This is a genomic window from Nocardia sp. CA-119907 (genome assembly GCF_050955995.1).
GTDB lineage: Bacteria > Actinomycetota > Actinomycetes > Mycobacteriales > Mycobacteriaceae > Nocardia.
Genome location: NZ_CP192091.1, coordinates 8,078,423 through 8,094,149 on the forward strand (window position 1 = coordinate 8,078,423; position 15,727 = coordinate 8,094,149).

Annotated in this window: 19 protein-coding genes; 14 read left to right on the top strand and 5 right to left on the bottom strand. The window is 66.0% G+C overall.

Annotation, left to right across the window (positions count from 1 at the left end; genetic code table 11):
* Positions 1–30: 30 nt before the first annotated feature.
* On the bottom strand, positions 31–360 hold the full coding sequence (locus ACQP2D_RS36320; protein WP_433680443.1) for a plasmid stabilization protein: 330 nt from the start codon (positions 358–360) through the stop codon (positions 31–33).
* 168 nt (positions 361–528) lie between these two features.
* On the opposite strand from ACQP2D_RS36320, the gene ACQP2D_RS36325 reads away from it, so the two are divergent.
* Complete coding sequence (locus ACQP2D_RS36325) at positions 529–1,785, top strand: serine hydrolase domain-containing protein (protein WP_433680444.1); 1,257 nt, start codon at positions 529–531, stop codon at positions 1,783–1,785.
* Between the two features lie 63 nt (positions 1,786–1,848).
* Here the strand turns inward: ACQP2D_RS36325 and ACQP2D_RS36330 are convergent, their stop codons facing one another.
* Positions 1,849–3,039: an NAD(P)/FAD-dependent oxidoreductase gene (locus ACQP2D_RS36330; RefSeq protein ID WP_433680445.1), complete on the bottom strand. Its 1,191-nt coding sequence runs from the start codon at positions 3,037–3,039 to the stop codon at positions 1,849–1,851.
* An 80-nt stretch (positions 3,040–3,119) separates the two neighbouring features.
* Positions 3,120–4,064, bottom strand: coding sequence for an RNA polymerase sigma factor SigJ (gene sigJ, locus ACQP2D_RS36335; RefSeq protein WP_433680446.1), 945 nt, complete (start codon positions 4,062–4,064; stop codon positions 3,120–3,122).
* Positions 4,065–4,402: 338 nt separating this feature from the next.
* Between sigJ and ACQP2D_RS36340 the strand changes: the two genes are divergently transcribed.
* The 5 genes from ACQP2D_RS36340 (at position 4,403) to ACQP2D_RS36360 (ending at position 7,302) form a co-directional block, all read left to right on the top strand.
* On the top strand, positions 4,403–5,203 hold the full coding sequence (locus ACQP2D_RS36340; protein ID WP_433680447.1) for an SAM-dependent methyltransferase: 801 nt from the start codon (positions 4,403–4,405) through the stop codon (positions 5,201–5,203).
* Positions 5,204–5,269: 66 nt separating this feature from the next.
* Positions 5,270–5,833 carry a nucleotidyltransferase family protein gene (locus tag ACQP2D_RS36345; RefSeq protein WP_433680448.1) on the top strand — a complete coding sequence of 188 codons (564 nt, stop codon included), beginning with the start codon at positions 5,270–5,272 and terminating at the stop codon, positions 5,831–5,833.
* Positions 5,834–6,085 carry a BON domain-containing protein gene (locus ACQP2D_RS36350; RefSeq protein ID WP_433680449.1) on the top strand — a complete coding sequence of 84 codons (252 nt, stop codon included), beginning with the start codon at positions 5,834–5,836 and terminating at the stop codon, positions 6,083–6,085.
* 21 nt (positions 6,086–6,106) lie between these two features.
* The gene (locus ACQP2D_RS36355; protein WP_433680450.1) at positions 6,107–6,826 is read left to right on the top strand and encodes a metallophosphoesterase family protein; all 720 of its coding nucleotides are present in this window, start codon (positions 6,107–6,109) and stop codon (positions 6,824–6,826) included.
* Between the two features lie 23 nt (positions 6,827–6,849).
* Positions 6,850–7,302: a hypothetical protein gene (locus ACQP2D_RS36360; protein WP_433680451.1), complete on the top strand. Its 453-nt coding sequence runs from the start codon at positions 6,850–6,852 to the stop codon at positions 7,300–7,302.
* 10 nt (positions 7,303–7,312) lie between these two features.
* Here the strand turns inward: ACQP2D_RS36360 and ACQP2D_RS36365 are convergent, their stop codons facing one another.
* Positions 7,313–7,972: a TetR/AcrR family transcriptional regulator C-terminal domain-containing protein gene (locus ACQP2D_RS36365; RefSeq protein ID WP_433680452.1), complete on the bottom strand. Its 660-nt coding sequence runs from the start codon at positions 7,970–7,972 to the stop codon at positions 7,313–7,315.
* A gap of 86 nt (positions 7,973–8,058) precedes the next feature.
* Between ACQP2D_RS36365 and ACQP2D_RS36370 the strand changes: the two genes are divergently transcribed.
* The 7 genes from ACQP2D_RS36370 (at position 8,059) to ACQP2D_RS36400 (ending at position 13,206) form a co-directional block, all read left to right on the top strand.
* Complete coding sequence (locus ACQP2D_RS36370) at positions 8,059–9,537, top strand: FAD-dependent monooxygenase (RefSeq protein ID WP_433680453.1); 1,479 nt, start codon at positions 8,059–8,061, stop codon at positions 9,535–9,537.
* Positions 9,538–9,803: 266 nt separating this feature from the next.
* Positions 9,804–10,205, top strand: coding sequence for a hypothetical protein (locus ACQP2D_RS36375; RefSeq protein ID WP_433680454.1), 402 nt, complete (start codon positions 9,804–9,806; stop codon positions 10,203–10,205).
* A gap of 113 nt (positions 10,206–10,318) precedes the next feature.
* Positions 10,319–10,990 carry a F0F1 ATP synthase subunit A gene (gene atpB, locus ACQP2D_RS36380; RefSeq protein WP_433685868.1) on the top strand — a complete coding sequence of 224 codons (672 nt, stop codon included), beginning with the start codon at positions 10,319–10,321 and terminating at the stop codon, positions 10,988–10,990.
* A gap of 88 nt (positions 10,991–11,078) precedes the next feature.
* Complete coding sequence (locus ACQP2D_RS36385; RefSeq protein ID WP_040687366.1) at positions 11,079–11,336, top strand: F0F1 ATP synthase subunit C; 258 nt, start codon at positions 11,079–11,081, stop codon at positions 11,334–11,336.
* Between the two features lie 6 nt (positions 11,337–11,342).
* Positions 11,343–11,846: a F0F1 ATP synthase subunit B gene (locus ACQP2D_RS36390; RefSeq protein ID WP_433680455.1), complete on the top strand. Its 504-nt coding sequence runs from the start codon at positions 11,343–11,345 to the stop codon at positions 11,844–11,846.
* A 3-nt stretch (positions 11,847–11,849) separates the two neighbouring features.
* Positions 11,850–12,440 carry a hypothetical protein gene (locus tag ACQP2D_RS36395; protein ID WP_433680456.1) on the top strand — a complete coding sequence of 197 codons (591 nt, stop codon included), beginning with the start codon at positions 11,850–11,852 and terminating at the stop codon, positions 12,438–12,440.
* Positions 12,441–12,483: 43 nt separating this feature from the next.
* A complete protein-coding gene (locus ACQP2D_RS36400) occupies positions 12,484–13,206 on the top strand; it encodes a Mut7-C RNAse domain-containing protein (RefSeq protein WP_433680457.1) in 723 nt (240 codons plus the stop codon).
* A gap of 37 nt (positions 13,207–13,243) precedes the next feature.
* On the opposite strand, the gene hutC is transcribed toward ACQP2D_RS36400, so the two are convergent.
* The gene (gene hutC, locus ACQP2D_RS36405; RefSeq protein ID WP_433680458.1) at positions 13,244–13,999 is read right to left on the bottom strand and encodes a histidine utilization repressor; all 756 of its coding nucleotides are present in this window, start codon (positions 13,997–13,999) and stop codon (positions 13,244–13,246) included.
* A gap of 254 nt (positions 14,000–14,253) precedes the next feature.
* On the opposite strand from hutC, the gene ACQP2D_RS36410 reads away from it, so the two are divergent.
* Entirely contained in the window at positions 14,254–15,687 is a 1,434-nt protein-coding gene (locus tag ACQP2D_RS36410) for a purine-cytosine permease family protein (protein ID WP_433680459.1), read from the top strand.
* Positions 15,688–15,727 lie beyond the last annotated feature (40 nt).

Here is a 15,727-nt window from a genome sequence, read left to right on the forward strand (position 1 = left end):
GCGGGCAATCCTCCGGATTCCCGGCCCGGATCAGGCCTTGCCCAGCGCCCTCGCGAGCTGTCCCTTGGTCATCTTCGAACGGCCCTTGATATTTCGCTGTCTGGCCTCGTTGTACAGCTGGTCGCGGGTCGGGCCCTTCGGGCCACGGCGGCCCGAGCGCTGCCCGCCGCGCTGCTGGGGCGATTTGTCCTGGATCGAGCTGCGGCTCGCGGTCCTGGTCTGCCCGGCTTGTGCGCGATTCTTGTTGACCGTGCGCGCGGCCATTTCCTTCGCCCGCTTCTCGGTCGCACCCTGTTCCCGCGCCGAATCCCTGATGTGTTCGTACTGGCGTTCCTGCTTGTTGCTCCATTCCTTGGGCATGTCGAACACCTCCTGCCTGCCGGGTACCCGCGCTTCGGCCGCGAAACCACAATCCGGCCGGCGTTCGCGCGCCGGTTGCGCGCAGCCGCCGAATCGTCCCCGAGCATCGGGAATCGATATGGTCACGCGCGTGACCAGCCGAGTGATCGGCGTCGATATGCTGGCCGCGTGAAGGTACTTCCTGCCACGTTGGTGACCGTCGCCGATGATCTGGACGCGGTGACGACGGTTGGGCATGAGGACGATCCGGCGGATGCCGGACTGACCAGCGACGCGGTGGAGTCGCTGTGGGCGTCGGTGCAGGCGTGGTACCGGTTGGGGACGACGCCCGCGATCCAGACGTGTGTGCGGCGCAACGGCAAGATCGTGTTGAACCGGACCATCGGGCACGGCTGGGGTAATGCGCCGCGGGACAGCGCTGATGCGGAGAAGGTGCTCGCGACACCGGAGACACCGTTCCTCGGCTTCTCCACCGCCAAAGGGGTGTCCGCCGCGCTGATGTTCATGCTCGTCGAGCAAGGTGCCTTCGAACTGAATGATCCTGTGTGCAAGTACATTCCGGAGTTCGCGGCCCATGGCAAGGACGCGATCACGATCGGCGATGTGCTGTCGCATTCGGCCGGGGTGCCCTTTGTCACGCCGCCGTACAAGGGGGTCGAATTGGTGCTCGACGAGGAGTTGGCCGTGCGCGGGCTGGCCGATCTGGTGCCGAGTTGGCGACCGGGCCGGTTCCGGGTCTACCACGCATTGACCAGCGGCCTGATCCAACGCCTGCTGGTGCAGCGGGCCACCGGCAAGCGGATGCGCGAGCACCTCACCGAGCAGGTACTCGAGCCATTCGGCTTCCGCTGGACCAACTTCGGCGTCCGCCCGGAGGACGTCGACAAGGTGGTGCCCAGCGTGAAGACCGGCCCCGCGCCGTCGCGAATGTCGACCTTCCTGGCGCGCAAGGCACTCGGCGGCCGCGTGGACGGCGCGACCGCCAAATCCGCGAACCACGCCTTCCTGACCGCCGAACTGCCCTCGGGCAACCTCGTCACCACGGCCTGCGAACTGTCCCGCTTCTACGAAATCCTCACCCGTGGTGGCGAACTCGACGGAATCCGGATCATGAAGCCGGAAACCCTCCGCGCCGCGATCCAACCCGCGCCGCGGCTACCCGGCCTGGCCGGACGGGTAAGCCGCGCGGGTTACGAACTGGGTGCCCGCCGATCCAAATTCGGCCGAAACACCCAGTACCACTTCGGCCGCAGCGGCCTGACCACCCAATACGGCTGGGCCGACCCGGCACGCGGCCTGTCCGGCGCGATCCTCACCAACGGCAAGGCCACCACCGACACCCAACGCCCCTGGGCCCTGGTCGCCCAAATCTCCAATACCGTCGGCCGCCTCGCCGCCGCCGACCATTGGTTCGACGCCACCTGACCGGCGACGGGCCGCGTGGCCTCGGCCCCCACTTCGCCGCTGCGTCCGAATGCGGCTGCCGCGTCACGCGGTGGCGAAGCGGGTCACCACGTCGGCGGGTGCGGCGAGGTGGCGGCGGCGGCTCGGCATCAGCATGGTCGGCTGGGTAACGCTCCAAGCCGCGCCCGCGCAGACCAATTCCTTGATGCGGGCTCCGATCCGGCCCGTGATGACGGCGTCCGTGGGCTCGTCCGCGGCGGTCACGCGCTGGAAGATGCCATCGCGGCGGCCGAGGCTGATGCACTGGGACGCATAGCCGATCGGGGCCTCGGGGACCTTGCGACCGGTCAAGCGGGCGGCGAGGGCGTCGGCGGCCTGCCACGCCATCGGGGACGCCGTGGCGCAGCCCATCCGCAGTGGCTTACCGCCCACCCCTACCGCGTTCGCGGCATCGCCGATCGCGTACACATCCGGATGCGAGACCGAGCGCATCGTGCCGTCGACGACGATCCGCCCGGTATCGGTCACCTCCAGGGTGGTGGCCGCCGCGATCGGGTGCACGGTGAAACCCGCTGTCCACACGGTCATCTGGGCCGGGATCTGCCCGCCCGAACCGGTGACCACGCCGTCGCCTTCGACGCGCGTGATGTCGGCATGTTCGCGGACCGTGATGCCGAGCCGGTCGAAGGCCCCGCGCAGGTGGCGCTGTGCCTTATCGCTGAGCCAGTCGCCGACCCCGCCGCGGGCGGCGATCGTGACCGCGAGGTCCGGGCGGGCATCGGCGATTTCGGCGGCCGCTTCGATACCGGTCAAGCCACCGCCAACGACCAGCACGGTCGCGCCCGCAGCCAGCTCGTTCATGCGCGCCCGCAGCCGCAGCGCGGCCTGTTTCCCGGCAACGTGGTAGGCGTACTCGGCGACACCGGGAACGCCGTAGTCGGCGACGGTGCTCCCGAGGGCGTACACGAGGGTGTCGTAACCGAGGGTCTCGGCGCCGTGCTCACCGGTGAGCTCGACGGTCTTGCGGTCCACATCGACCGCGCCGACCCACGCCGTCCGGACCTGCACGCCGGTGCCCGCGAAGACCTCGCGCAGCGGGCGACGCGGCAGCTCCTGCCCGGTCGCGAGCTGGTGCATGCGTACCCGTTCGACGAAGTCCGGATCGGCATTGACCACGGTGATCTCGACGTCGTCGCGGTGCAGCCGCTTGGCGAGGCGACCGGCGGCGATGGCTCCGGCGTACCCGGCTCCGAGGACGACAATGCGATGCTTCATGGCTTGCTCCTGTCTGGTTGCACTCACCTCCTGAACCGGACAGCCACCCAATCCCTGACAGGAAAAGATTGTGATGTGGGTCACCACTCGGCCGCGAGCGGGCGATGAGGTCCGGTGGCCGCCCACTGGCGCGTGATGCGTTCCAGCTTGTCGGGGTTGACCTGGAGATGAATCGCCGCGACGCCGTCCGGGGCCGGGTCGAGACACAAGACGCCGATGACCCGCCCGTCGACCTCGACCAGCACCGCGGGACCGCCATTGACGACGACGGCATAGAAGACGGGACGACCAGCGACAAAGGCGCGCTTGGCAGCGGACGGCCGGAACAGACCACGCAGGTACCGCGCGATACCGAGGGCACCGATGACCGGTGCCTTGCGGGCCGGAATCCGGCCACCGCCGTCGGCGACGCTGACCGCGTCGACGGTCAGCAGCCGGATCAGTGGCTCGGTGTCACCGCTGAGGCCAGCGGCGAGAAATTCCTCGACGATCTTCCGCGCGGCGGCCGCATCGACCTCGGTGCGGGCCCGGCCGGTGCTGACATGCTGCTTGGCGCGCCGGTAGATCTGCTGGCAGTTCGACTCGGTGACGTCGAGGATCTCGGCGATCTCGCGGTGGGCGTACCCGAACGCCTCACGCAGCACATACACCACGCGCTCATTGGGCGAGAGCCGCTCCATGAGGGTGAGCATCGCGATGGAGACCGACTCGCGCTGCTCGACGGTATCGGCCGGCCCGAGCATCCGGTCCCCGGCCAGGACGGGTTCCGGAAGCCATTGCCCCACATAGGTTTCCCGCCTGGCCCGCGCGGAGGTGAGCTGATTGAGGCAGAGATTGGTTAGTACCTTCGTCAGCCACGCCTCGGGCGTCTCGATCAGTTCCCGCTGCGCCGCATGCCACCGCAGAAACACATCCTGCACCGCGTCCTCGGCATCACTGGCCGATCCGAGCAGCCGATAGGCGATCGCCTCCAAGCGGCCTCGGAACCCCTCGAACAGATCGGCTTCGTGCGTACTGAGCAACATCGCCCCATGGTCGGCCATGCGCGCAGGCCTCGTCCACCCACCCGGGCCGAGCCGAGGCCGCAACGGCTCCGACCTGGCCCGGCTCACCGACGCCAGCGCGCTCGTCGACGCACGGGCCCAGTCGTACCTGTGGCGGCGCCAGCCGAGCACCGACCGGGCCCGACCGCCCGCCTCCGGCTCACGCCCGATAGCCGGGCACCACTTAGGCCAGCAAACTATCGGTTCATTGAGCCGACCGAATTCGTATCGAATCGGGAATTGGTCCGCACGGCATCCGCTTGCGTGACTACGCTTTTCGATGCACGCAACGCAATCCGATATCGCGCGGAGGGGTGGATATGACAAGTTCCCGGTCGACGGTCGAGATCGACCAGACCAAGCCGAGCATTTCCCGCGTCTACGATGCGCTGCTCGGCGGGAAGGACAACTACCCCGTCGACGAAAGAGTCTGCGAGCACCTGCGTGCGACCACGCCGCATATCGATGACCTGGCGAAACTGAACCGCGAGATCCTGGGCCGCGGCGTGCGCTACCTCGCCAGCGAGGCCGGACTGAAGCAGTACCTCGACCTCGGTGCTGGCCTGCCGACCGTGGAGAACACCCACCAGATCGCCCAATCGCTGCAGCCGGGGGCACACGTCGTCTACGTCGACAACGATCCGATCGTGCTGGCGCACGGACGCGCGCTGCTGGAAGAGAACGACCAAACCGTCGTCGTCACCGCCGACCTCCGCAATCCCGATAACGTGCTCGAGCACCCGGATGTGCAACGGATGATCGACTTCGACCAACCGGTGGCGGTCATGCTCGTCGGCTTGCTGCACTATCTGCACGATGACGAAGATCCGGCGGCCGTCGTCGACGGATATATGAACGCAGTGCCCGCGGGCAGCCACCTGTTCATCACGCACTTCTGCGACTCGGGCCCGGAAGCCGAGCGAACCGAGAAATCCTTCTTGGAATTCCTCGGCAGCGGCCGCTTCCGCACGCAGGACGAGATACTCGACCTGTTCCTCGGCTACGACCTGGCCGAGCCCGGCCTGGTCTACCTGCCCCGGTGGCGTCCGAACCGCATCGTGCGCGACAAGTTGACCGTTATCGAGCGCCTGATGGTCGGCGCCATAGCGCGCAAACCCTGATGGCGCACCCCGGACGGCGCCCCCGCGTCGGCGATTAGCAGGGCGAACCGCGGGTATGGCGCATATATGGTTCCGACCAACGATGAGCTACTGCACGCGCTGACCCGCGCTGTGAACACGCTGGCGGATACCGATATCCGCTTCGCGGTCGCGGGCGGTTGCGCGGTGTACGCGCGTGGCGGGCCCGCTTCGGAACACGATGTGGACATCCTCATCAAACCCGCCGATCTCGCCCGCGCCCGCAGCGCACTGGCCCGTGGCGGACTGCGGGTCGCGGATCCGCCCGAAGACTGGCTGGCCAAGGTCTATGACGGCGGCGTCCTCATCGACCTGATCTACCGGCCGAACAACCGCGAAGTCACCGACGAACTGCTCGATCGCGCCACCGTGATGCGCGTCGGTCCCGCGATAGCGCCGGTGATCAGTGCGACCGATCTGATGGTCGACAAATTGCTGGTCTTCGATGCGCACCGACTGGATCTGAGCCCGCTGCTGCACGTCGCGCGCGATCTGCGCGAGCAGGTGGATTGGGACCGAGTGCGCGAGGAAACCGCTGGCTCGCCCTACGCCCGAGCCTTTCTCGGACTGGTGGACGACCTCGGCTTGATCGAGCCGAAGGAGGGGCAGTAGATGGATCGGCCGCAATATCTGGTCGCGCACCTGCGCCGGGCACTGGCCGAGGATCCGCGCACCGCCGAACTCGGCGTCCAGGTGACGATCCGCGGCGATGTCGTCGTTCTCGTGGGCGAGGTGAGCAGCGTCGAACGCAAGCAGCAGATGGAAAACGTAGTGCGCGAACAGCTTCCGCAGGCACGCATCCACAACGACGTGCACGTCACGCCGCCCGCCGCGCCCGGGGACACCGAGGCGTTGGCGGACTGAGACCGGAAAGGAGGGTGGCGCATGCGGATCGCGGCAATCGGCGACGTACATCTCGGCGTCGAATCACGCGGCGAATTCCGCCCCGCGCTGACGCAACTGCCCGACCGCGCCGATGTGCTGCTGCTGGCCGGTGATCTCACCCGGCACGGCACCGTTGCCGAAGGCCGGGTCGTCGCCGCGGAATTCGCCGATCTCGGTATCCCGGTGGTCGCGGTCCTCGGCAATCACGACCACCACAGCGACGCACAGGACGAGATCACCGCGACGCTCACCGATCACGGCATCACCGTATTGGAAGGAACCGCCGCCGAATTCACGGTCGACGGACACACCCTCGGCATCGCCGGGACGAAGGGCTTCGGCGGTGGCTTCGCCGGGAAGTGCGCCAGCGTCTTCGGCGAGCGGGTCATGCGCGAATTCGCCGCGCACACTGTCGATCTCGCGCAGATACTGGGCGAGGCACTGGCCGGCCTGCACACCGACATCACCGTGGCCTTGACCCACTACTCCCCCGTCAGCGACACCCTGCACGGCGAGCCGCGCGAAATCTACCCGTTCCTCGGCTCCTACCTACTCGGCGAGTCCATCGACGACCAGGGCGCCGACCTCGCGATCCACGGGCACGCACATGCGGGCATCGAACGCGGCACCACCCCCGGCGGCATTCGCGTGCGCAATGTGGCGCTGCCGGTGGTGCGCACCGCCTACGTCGTCTACGAGCTGACGCCCGAGGCGAAATAGTCCCAAAAGAATAAGGAGTACCGATGCCCTCGCTCGGATCCACGGCCACGCTGGCCGCGGCGATACTGACCACGGTCCTGCTCGTCGGCTGCGACGGCGACGGCGATATCAATCCGCTGCCCGGCACCCCCACCTCACATCCGAACATCACCATGACGTTCTCGTCTCCGGGCAGCTCGGCGCAGGTGCCGAATACGGACGAGATCACGCCGACGGCGGCAAGACAGCTGTGCGAGATGATCGGACCCGAGGTCGATAAGTGGCGCACCCAGGGCACACAGCTCGGCAAGATCAGCTTCAATGGCACCGTGCACGATTGGGCCGCCCGCAACGGCGGCCTCAACGACACCGTCATCAAGGATCGCGCCGTCGTCGATCGCATCACCGTCACCGAATGCCCGGACGTCCGGCAACAGGTTCTCGACGCCTTGCAGATCTCGACTCTGGCCGACGGTCTGCTGGGATTCGGTCGCTGAACTACCGAGGTCAGGAAGTTTCGGAAACGGTTCGGGTGGCCAGGATTCCGGCCAGGATTACGCGTAGCCCGTGGTCGAATTCGGCATCGGAATCGGCCTCGAAGAAATCGGCGACCATGCGGGCGGTTCGGGGGTAGCGGTCGGCATCGACGGCGTGCGCCAGCCGGGCGAGATCGTAGGGATTGCCGCCGGTGTATTCCGCACCGGAGTGGGCCTGCTCCTCTATAACGAACCCGACCGTGTAGTGCAGCAGGATCGGGAAGACCCGCTCGGCGTCGACCACCGCGAACCCCACATCCTCGAGTGTGCGCAGTGTCAATTCCACGGTGCGCCACATGGCTTCATCGCTGACGTAGGTACCGGCCAGCACCTTCGCCCCGTCCCGATAGCGCAGCATCGACCGGCGCAACCGTCCGGCCAACGCCACCACCCAGTCCTGCCAGTCCTCTCCCCGCCGCGGCGCCTCGACGCCGTCGACCGCGGATACGAAGACCCGCTGTGCCATCGCGTCGAGCAGTTCGCGCTTGTTCTTGACATGCCAGTACAGCGCGGGCGCCTGCACATCCAGTGCCGCGGCCACCTTGCGCATGGTCAGCCCCTCGAGACCGACCTCGTCGAGCAGCCCGAGCGCGGCCTCGGCGATCGCCTTGGCATCGATCTTCACTGTCACCTCCGCTGTTCGAATCCTTGACAGCTTAACAATGTTCTGGTCTCCTTAACAACATTAAATCGCTTAACGTTGTTAAGGAGACCGACATGGAAACCACCGAGGTAGTGATCGCCGGCGCCGGACCGACCGGCCTGATGCTGGCCTATGAACTGCGCCTGGCCGGAGTGGATGTGGCGCTGGTCGACGGACTCCCGGCGCGGACCGGCGAATCCAGGGCGGGCGGCATCCACGCCCGCACCATGGAGATCCTCGATCAGCGCGGCCTGCTCGATGATGTGCTCCCGCTCGGCCGCACCATACAGGCCGGGCACTTCGGCGGCCTGTCCCTGGATTTCAGCGACTTCAACACCCGCTACCCTTTCACACTCGCGGTACTGCAGTCGGTGATCGAACGCGAACTCGACCGGCACGCAACCGAACTCGGTGCGGTCGTGCAGTGGGCCTCGCCGGTCATCGACTTCCGGCAGGACGCGACGGGTGTCGAGGTGGAGATCGGCGGCCCGAATCCGCGCCGGATCCGCGCCGCCTATCTGGTCGGCTGCGATGGCGGCCGCAGCGCGGTGCGCAAACTCGCCGGCATCGACTATGTCGGCACCGACGCGACCGTGACCGGCATGCTCGCCGATGTCGAACTGGCCGAGCCGCCCGCACAGCCCTTCTTCGGACATCGACGCGGTGCCGGCGACTTCTCCGTGGTGCAATTCGAGCCCGGTTGGTACCGACTCGTCGTACAGCGTCACGACCGCATTCTCGAGCGCGGCACCGAACTGAGCTTCGAGGACTTCCGCACCAGCTTCGCCGAGGTCGCGGGCACCGACTTCGGCATGCACAGCCCGCGCTGGGTCTCGCACTACGGCGACGCCGCCCGTCAGGCCGACCGCTACCGCGTCGGCCGCGTCTTCCTGGCCGGGGATGCCGCGCACATCCACTACCCGGCGGGCGGGCAGGGACAGAACCTCGGCATCCAGGACGCGGTGAATCTCGGCTGGAAGCTCGCCGCCACCTTGCGCGGCAACGCATCCGACGAACTGCTCGACACTTACGAGACCGAGCGCCACCCCATCGCGGCCCGAGTCCTGCACAACACCCGGGCCCAAACCGCGCTGGGCCGTCCCGGCCCGCACACCGACGCGCTGCGCGACATCATGAGCGATCTGATCGATATGGAGCAGGTGCGCCATCGCCTCGGCCTCATGATCACCGCACTCGATATCCGCTATGACATCAAGGGCGAGCACCCGCTCATCGGCCGCCGGATCCCCGATGCCGATCTCACGACCGCGGCGGGTGCGACCCGGGTGCACGAACTCCTGCGCGCGGGCCGCCCAGTGCTGCTCGTACTCGACGGCAACGACGTTCCCGCGGTACCGCAATGGCACGACCGGATCGACATCGTCCGCGCCGCGAGCCGCGACGCGCAGTGGGCCGTCCCCGGCGTCGGCGAGATCCCGGCCCCGGCCGCGGTCCTGCTGCGACCCGACGGCTACGTCGCCTGGGCGAGCGAGGAACCCGTCGCCGCGGGATTGCCCGAGACCCTCACCGTCTGGGTCGGTGCGCCGGCCTGACACACCCATCCTGCCCGCTTCCGCCCTTGCACCCACCTGGCGAAATATGCTGCGAATTAGCGGATGGCAGAAATACCGAGCGGACGGTCTTGTTGATCTTGTTACGAAGGAGGCAATTAGTTGATCTTGATGGCTCGGGGGTGACACTGTCACCGAACGGACACGGTTCGAAAATCCTCCAGAGAAAGATCAAAAACGTTGCCTCGCAAAGGCGTTGTTGATGTGTATGCTATCGATCAATCACGGCCCCACTACGAGGTGGGATGATGACCGAGGACGGTGTCGAAGTGGATGTGAATGCACTCCGAATGCGCCGTGCGACTGTCTTCGCAATAGGCGTCGGCGTACTGACTCTGGCGGCCGCCGGGCCGCTCGATCGGTTGCTGCTCGGTCTGTTCATCTGTCTCGGACTCGGACTCGGTTGGTTGAATGCCCAACTCACCCGGTTGACCGTCAACCGGGTGGCCGATGCCGAAAAACCGAGGAAACAGGGGTTGTACCTCTCATCGGCGGTTCGACTGGCCGGAATAACCGGCGGTTCGCTCGTCGTGGGTTTCCTGGCAAGACCCCATGGCATCGGAATCTTCTTCGGCCTGGCCGCCTTTCAAGTGATTCTGGTGTTGGTGACCGTCTTGCCTGAAGTGAAGGAGCTTCGCCAGCAATCATGACGAATCAACTCGCCTTCATCGCCCGGTCGGCCGTTCCGGTGCTCGCGCAGGAGCAGCCCGCCGAAGAGCCGAAGATCAAGGTCGGCGAACACGCGGTCGCACATCTGTGGGGCATGGACTTCAATGTCGACACGATCATCTCGACGGCCCTTGCCGCGGCGATCGTGCTCGGTTTGGCGTTCTACCTGCGGGCCAAGCTGACCTCGGGCGTGCCCAACGGCGTGCAGTTGTTCTTCGAGACCGTGACGGTCGGGATGCGCAACCAGGTGGAGAGCGCCATCGGCATGAAGGTCGCGCCATTCGCGCTGCCATTGGCCGTCACCCTGTTCATCTACATCCTGCTGTCGAACTGGCTGTCGGTGCTGCCGGTGCAGTACGGACACGGCGAATTGATCGCGCCGCCCGCATCGGATGTCAATTTCGTCTACGCGCTGGCCCTGTTCGTATTCATCATGTATCAGGGCGCGGGTGTGTACCGGCGCGGTCCCGGTGGTCATGCCAAGCAGTTGCTGAAGGGGCACACCGGCTGGGGCCCGATGGTTTTCATCAATGTCATCGAGGAAGTCGCCAAACCGCTCTCGCTGTCGCTGCGATTGTTCGGCAACATGTTCGCGGGCGGCGTTATGGTCTCGGTGATCGCATTGTTCCCGTTCTGGATCAGCTGGGGTCCGAATGCCATCTGGAAACTCTTCGACCTGTTCGTCGGAGCCATCCAGGCATTCATCTTCTCCCTGCTGACCGTCCTGTACTTCAGTCAGTCGATGTCGCTGGAGCACGAACACTAACAACCAGCGACTGCTTTGCTCGGTCGCTCGAAACAACAACTGGTCGGCGCCGCCGATCGAGCTCAGGTAACAGAACAGGAAGTGAAAAATGGCAGACGCAACAACGGCGGCCATCGTCCAGGGCGCCCTCATCGGCGGCGGCATCATTATGGGCGGCGGCGCCATCGGCGCGGGTATCGGTGACGGCCTCGCCGGTGCCGCGTTGATCAACGGCGTTGCCCGTCAGCCGGAAGCGGAGGGCCGCCTCCGCGGTAACTTCTTCCTGACCGTCGGTCTGGTCGAGGCGGCGTACTTCATCAATCTAGCGTTCATGGCGCTCTTCGTATTCGCTACTCCCGGTAAGTAATCAAACATGACTCCGCGAACGGATGTAGTTGCCGAGGGGAATTTCCTCATTCCCAACGGCACATTCTTCGTCGAGCTGTTGATCTTCCTGATCGTGCTCGGGGTCATGTGGCTGTTCGTCGTTCCGCCGATACGCAAGGTATTGGCGGAACGCGAGGAGAGAGTCGCGGAGACCGCGGTCGACAACAAGCAAGCCAAAGCCTTGTTCGCCGACGCCGAAGCGAAGTATCAGGCGGCCGTTGCGCAGGCGCGCAGTGAAGCGGTCGAGATCAGGAATCAGGCACGGGCCGAGGGCCGAGTTATCCTCGAGCAGTTGCGAAGTGAGGCGCAGGACGAGGCCGACAGGATCGTCGCGGAGTCCGCGACGGAACTGCGGGCCCAGGCGGACCAGGTGGCCGCGGAGCTGCGTGAGACTGTCGAACCGCTCGCCGAGACATTGGCCGATCGTGTGCTCGGCATCAAGGATCGGCACGCCCGTTCCAGCGCGGGCCATCAGTCAGAGCGAGCGTAGACAATGAACCTCACCACCGGCATCCTCGCCGCGGCATCCGAAGACTCCGGCATTTTCCACATCACCTTCGACTGGCCGATCTTCTTCAGCCAGCTGTTCGGTTTCGCCGTCATTGTCTTCATCATCGTCAAATACATCGCGCCGCCGGTCGGGCGGCTGATGGCCAAGGCGCAGAACAATATTCAAAAACAAATAGACGACAATGAGGCCGCCGCGACGCGCCTGGTCGAGGCCAAGCGGGCCTATGACAACGCCGTCTCGGACGCCCAGGCCGAACTGGAGCACATCCGCGAGGACGCGCGCATCGATGCCGAGCGCATCGTCGCCAAGATGCGCGAATTCGCCGACGCCGAGGTCGCCCGGGTCCGCAGCCAGGGCCGCGACCAGATCGCCCAGATGCGCACCCAGCTCATCCGCGATCTGAAGGCCGACCTCATCGACACGGTGCTGGACAGCACCGAGGAGAAGGTCCGCTACGAAATCGGCGCCACCCACGTGGCGGCCGACAGCATCGATAAATTCCTCGAAGACCTCGAGGCCATGGCCAACGCGGAACCGCCGGTCCGCCGACGCGCCCAACCCTGGGCATTGTGAAACCAGGTGGTCGCCGGACCGCCTGCCCTGGCATGCTGACCGCGTGACCACTGCCGAGATCACGGTCGATTTCGCGCCCGAACTGCGGCTGTTCGTCGCCGCGGCACAGCGCGCGGGTCGCTCGGCCGTGCGGATCGACGACAGCTCGACGCTGGGGCACATCGTGGAGTCGCTCGGTGTGCCGCTCACCGAGGTGGGCGCGCTGCTGGTCGACGGTCGGCCGGTTGATCCAGCCCATCTGCCCGCCGACGGCGAGGCGGTCTCGGTGCGCGCCGTGGTCCGCCCCCAGCGCATCGCCGAACCGGTGCGATTCCTCCTCGATATCCACCTCGGGACCCTCGCACGGCGATTGCGCCTGCTCGGTATCGACGCAGCTTACGAGAAACCGGATATCGGAGACGCGGCACTGGCCACGCGCTCGGCGCTCGAACACCGCATACTGCTGTCCCGCGATCGCGGACTACTGCGGCGCCGCGAAATCTTCGCGGGCGCATACATTTACAGCCACCGCCCCGCCGAGCAACTCGACGATGTGCTGTCGCGTTTCGCACCACCACTCGCGCCATGGACTCGCTGCACGGCCTGCAACGGCCTGCTCCGGGTGACCGATAAGCAGACCCTGCGCGGGCAAGTCCCCGACGACACCGAACGCACCTACGAAGCCTTCGCGCAGTGCGTCGACTGCGGCCGAACCTATTGGAAGGGTGCACATCACGCGGGCCTCGACGCGATCGTGACGCATGCCGTACGGAACTTCGGCACCTGAGCCCATCCTCGGCCCGGAGGCGTTCGCACCCAGCGGATCAGGCTCCGAACGCGCCCTCGAGACGGCTGCGCGAGCCGGGATGCACCAGCCGTGCGACGCTTACCAGCGCATGGGCGGACCAAGTGCGCCGCCGGATCTGTAGACAGGGTTCGGTGCGTCGGATCCGCAGCAGTTCACAGTCTTCGCGACTGCCCTGCACCGCTTCGACCACATGTTCGCCACGGACCAGCGGCGCGACCTCGCTGAGGTAGCGGTTCGGGGTGATATCGGCGAAATTCTGGTCGAGGTAGCCCGGGGCGGCGGCCGGATTGACGTAGCGGTCCTCCAACTGGATCGGGACGTCATCGTCGAAATGCACCAGCAGCGAATGGAATACCGTATCCGCTGGCCAGTCGTCGAGCAGCGGATTATCGGCATCGACGGATTCGCTGCGCAGGAAGATCACCTCGGTGCGATGCCGGTGGCCGCGCTGCTGGATCTCGTCGGCGATATTGCGCACCTCGAACAGCGGTGAGGCCACCTTCGCGGGCGCGACGAAGGTGCCCACGCCCATCATCCGAACGACCACACCCGCCGCGGCCAGTTCGCGCAGCGCGCGGTTGACCGTCATGCGGGAGATTCCGAGCGCGTCGACCAATTGATGCTCCGAGGGCAGCAGATCGCCCGCGCCCCAACGCCCGGCGGCGATCTGCGAGCGGATGAGATTCTTGATCCGCTCATACGCCGGTGCCGAATCCGGTCCGGACGTCGCGAACAAGACCGCCAGGTCTGCATCGCGCACGGGGCGGTTCATCGCCACCACCTCTCGGTCTCTGATCGACGGCCGCATGAGCCCGCCGTGGTCACGTAAACCGCCGCCGGGCCCGTCGCGGAACCGCGGCCTCTGCGCGCCACCCTATCCGTTCCGGTTGACAGCCACTTGTATATACAGGACTATGCATCTGGGCAGCCTCTATGGCCCAGAGCACAGACCGAGCGCGCACAACGGGTCCACCCCGCACCGCACTTGTCGCAGCTGCTCCCCTTCTCTTGACGGAAGGCGGATTCATGCCGCACAACGACGAATTCGACACCGGACTCCAGATCGAGCACCGCACTATCGAAGTGATTCCGGATGCCGAGCGCCACGGCACCCCGCGCAATCAATTCACCCTATGGTTCGGGGCGAATATGCAGATCACCGCGATCGTCGACGGCGCACTCGCGGTGGTCTTCGGGGCCGACGCGCTCTGGGCGATCATCGGCCTGCTGCTGGGCAATATCCTCGGCGGCATCGTCATGGCCCTGCATTCCGCACAGGGCCCGCGACTCGGTCTGCCGCAAATGATCTCCAGCCGAGCCCAATTCGGCGTCCTCGGTGCCGTGCTGCCGCTGCTGCTGGTGATCGTGATGTATCTCGGCTTCGCCGCGACCGGCACAGTACTGGCCGGTCAAGCGGTGAACAAGATTCTGCACGTGGACAATTCGACGGTCGGCATCCTCGTCTTCGGTGCGCTCACCGCGGTGGTCGCGGTGACCGGCTACCGGCTGATCCACGTCATCGGCCGGATCGCCACCGTGGTCGGCATTATCGGCTTCACCTACCTGACCATTCGCCTGTTCGCCGAATACGACGTCAGCGCCTATGTCGGGACCAAATCCTTCGACATCGTGACCTTCGTGCTCGCGATCTCCCTCGGCGCGGGTTGGCAGCTCACCTTCGGACCCTACGTCGCCGACTATTCGCGATATCTGCCCCGCTCGACGAGTGCGCGGACCACCTTCTGGTCCACCTTCGCGGGCAGCGTGCTCGGCTCGCAGTGGGCGATGACGCTCGGCGCGCTGGTGGCCGCGGTGGCCGGAAAGGCCTTCCTCGGCAATCAAGTCGGGTTCATCGGCGATCTCGCGGGCCCGTCCGCGATCGCGCTGCTGATCTACCTGGTGATCGTGGTCGGCAAGCTGACGGTGAACTGTCTCAATGCCTATGGCGGGTTCATGTCCATCCTGACCTCGGTGACCGCGTTCAACGGTCGCTCGCACACCACGCAGGCCACCCGAACGGCCTATATTGTCGGCTTCACCGCGGTGTCGATGCTGATCGCGGTCGGGGCCAGCGCCGATTTCCTGAACAACTTCAAGAATTTCGTGCTGGTGCTGCTCATGGTGTTCACCCCGTGGAGCGCGATCAATCTGATCGACTACTACCTGATCTCACGCGAACGCATCGACATCCCCGCGCTCTACGATCCCGACGGCCGCTACGGGCGCTGGAACGTCACCGCACTGACCTGCTACACCCTGGGCATTCTGGCCCAGATCCCCTTCCTCGCCCAGAAGCTCTACACCGGTCCGATCACCGAAATACTCGGCGGCGCCGACATTTCCTGGATCGTCGGCATTGCCTTCACCGCCGCCATCTACTACCCCCTCGCCCGACGCACCAGCAATCCACCCGACCGCATGATCTATCCCGCCGACACCACGACAACCCACGTGTCCTGACGCCGCCCAGCCGATCATCCCGCACAGAATATCGGTATCG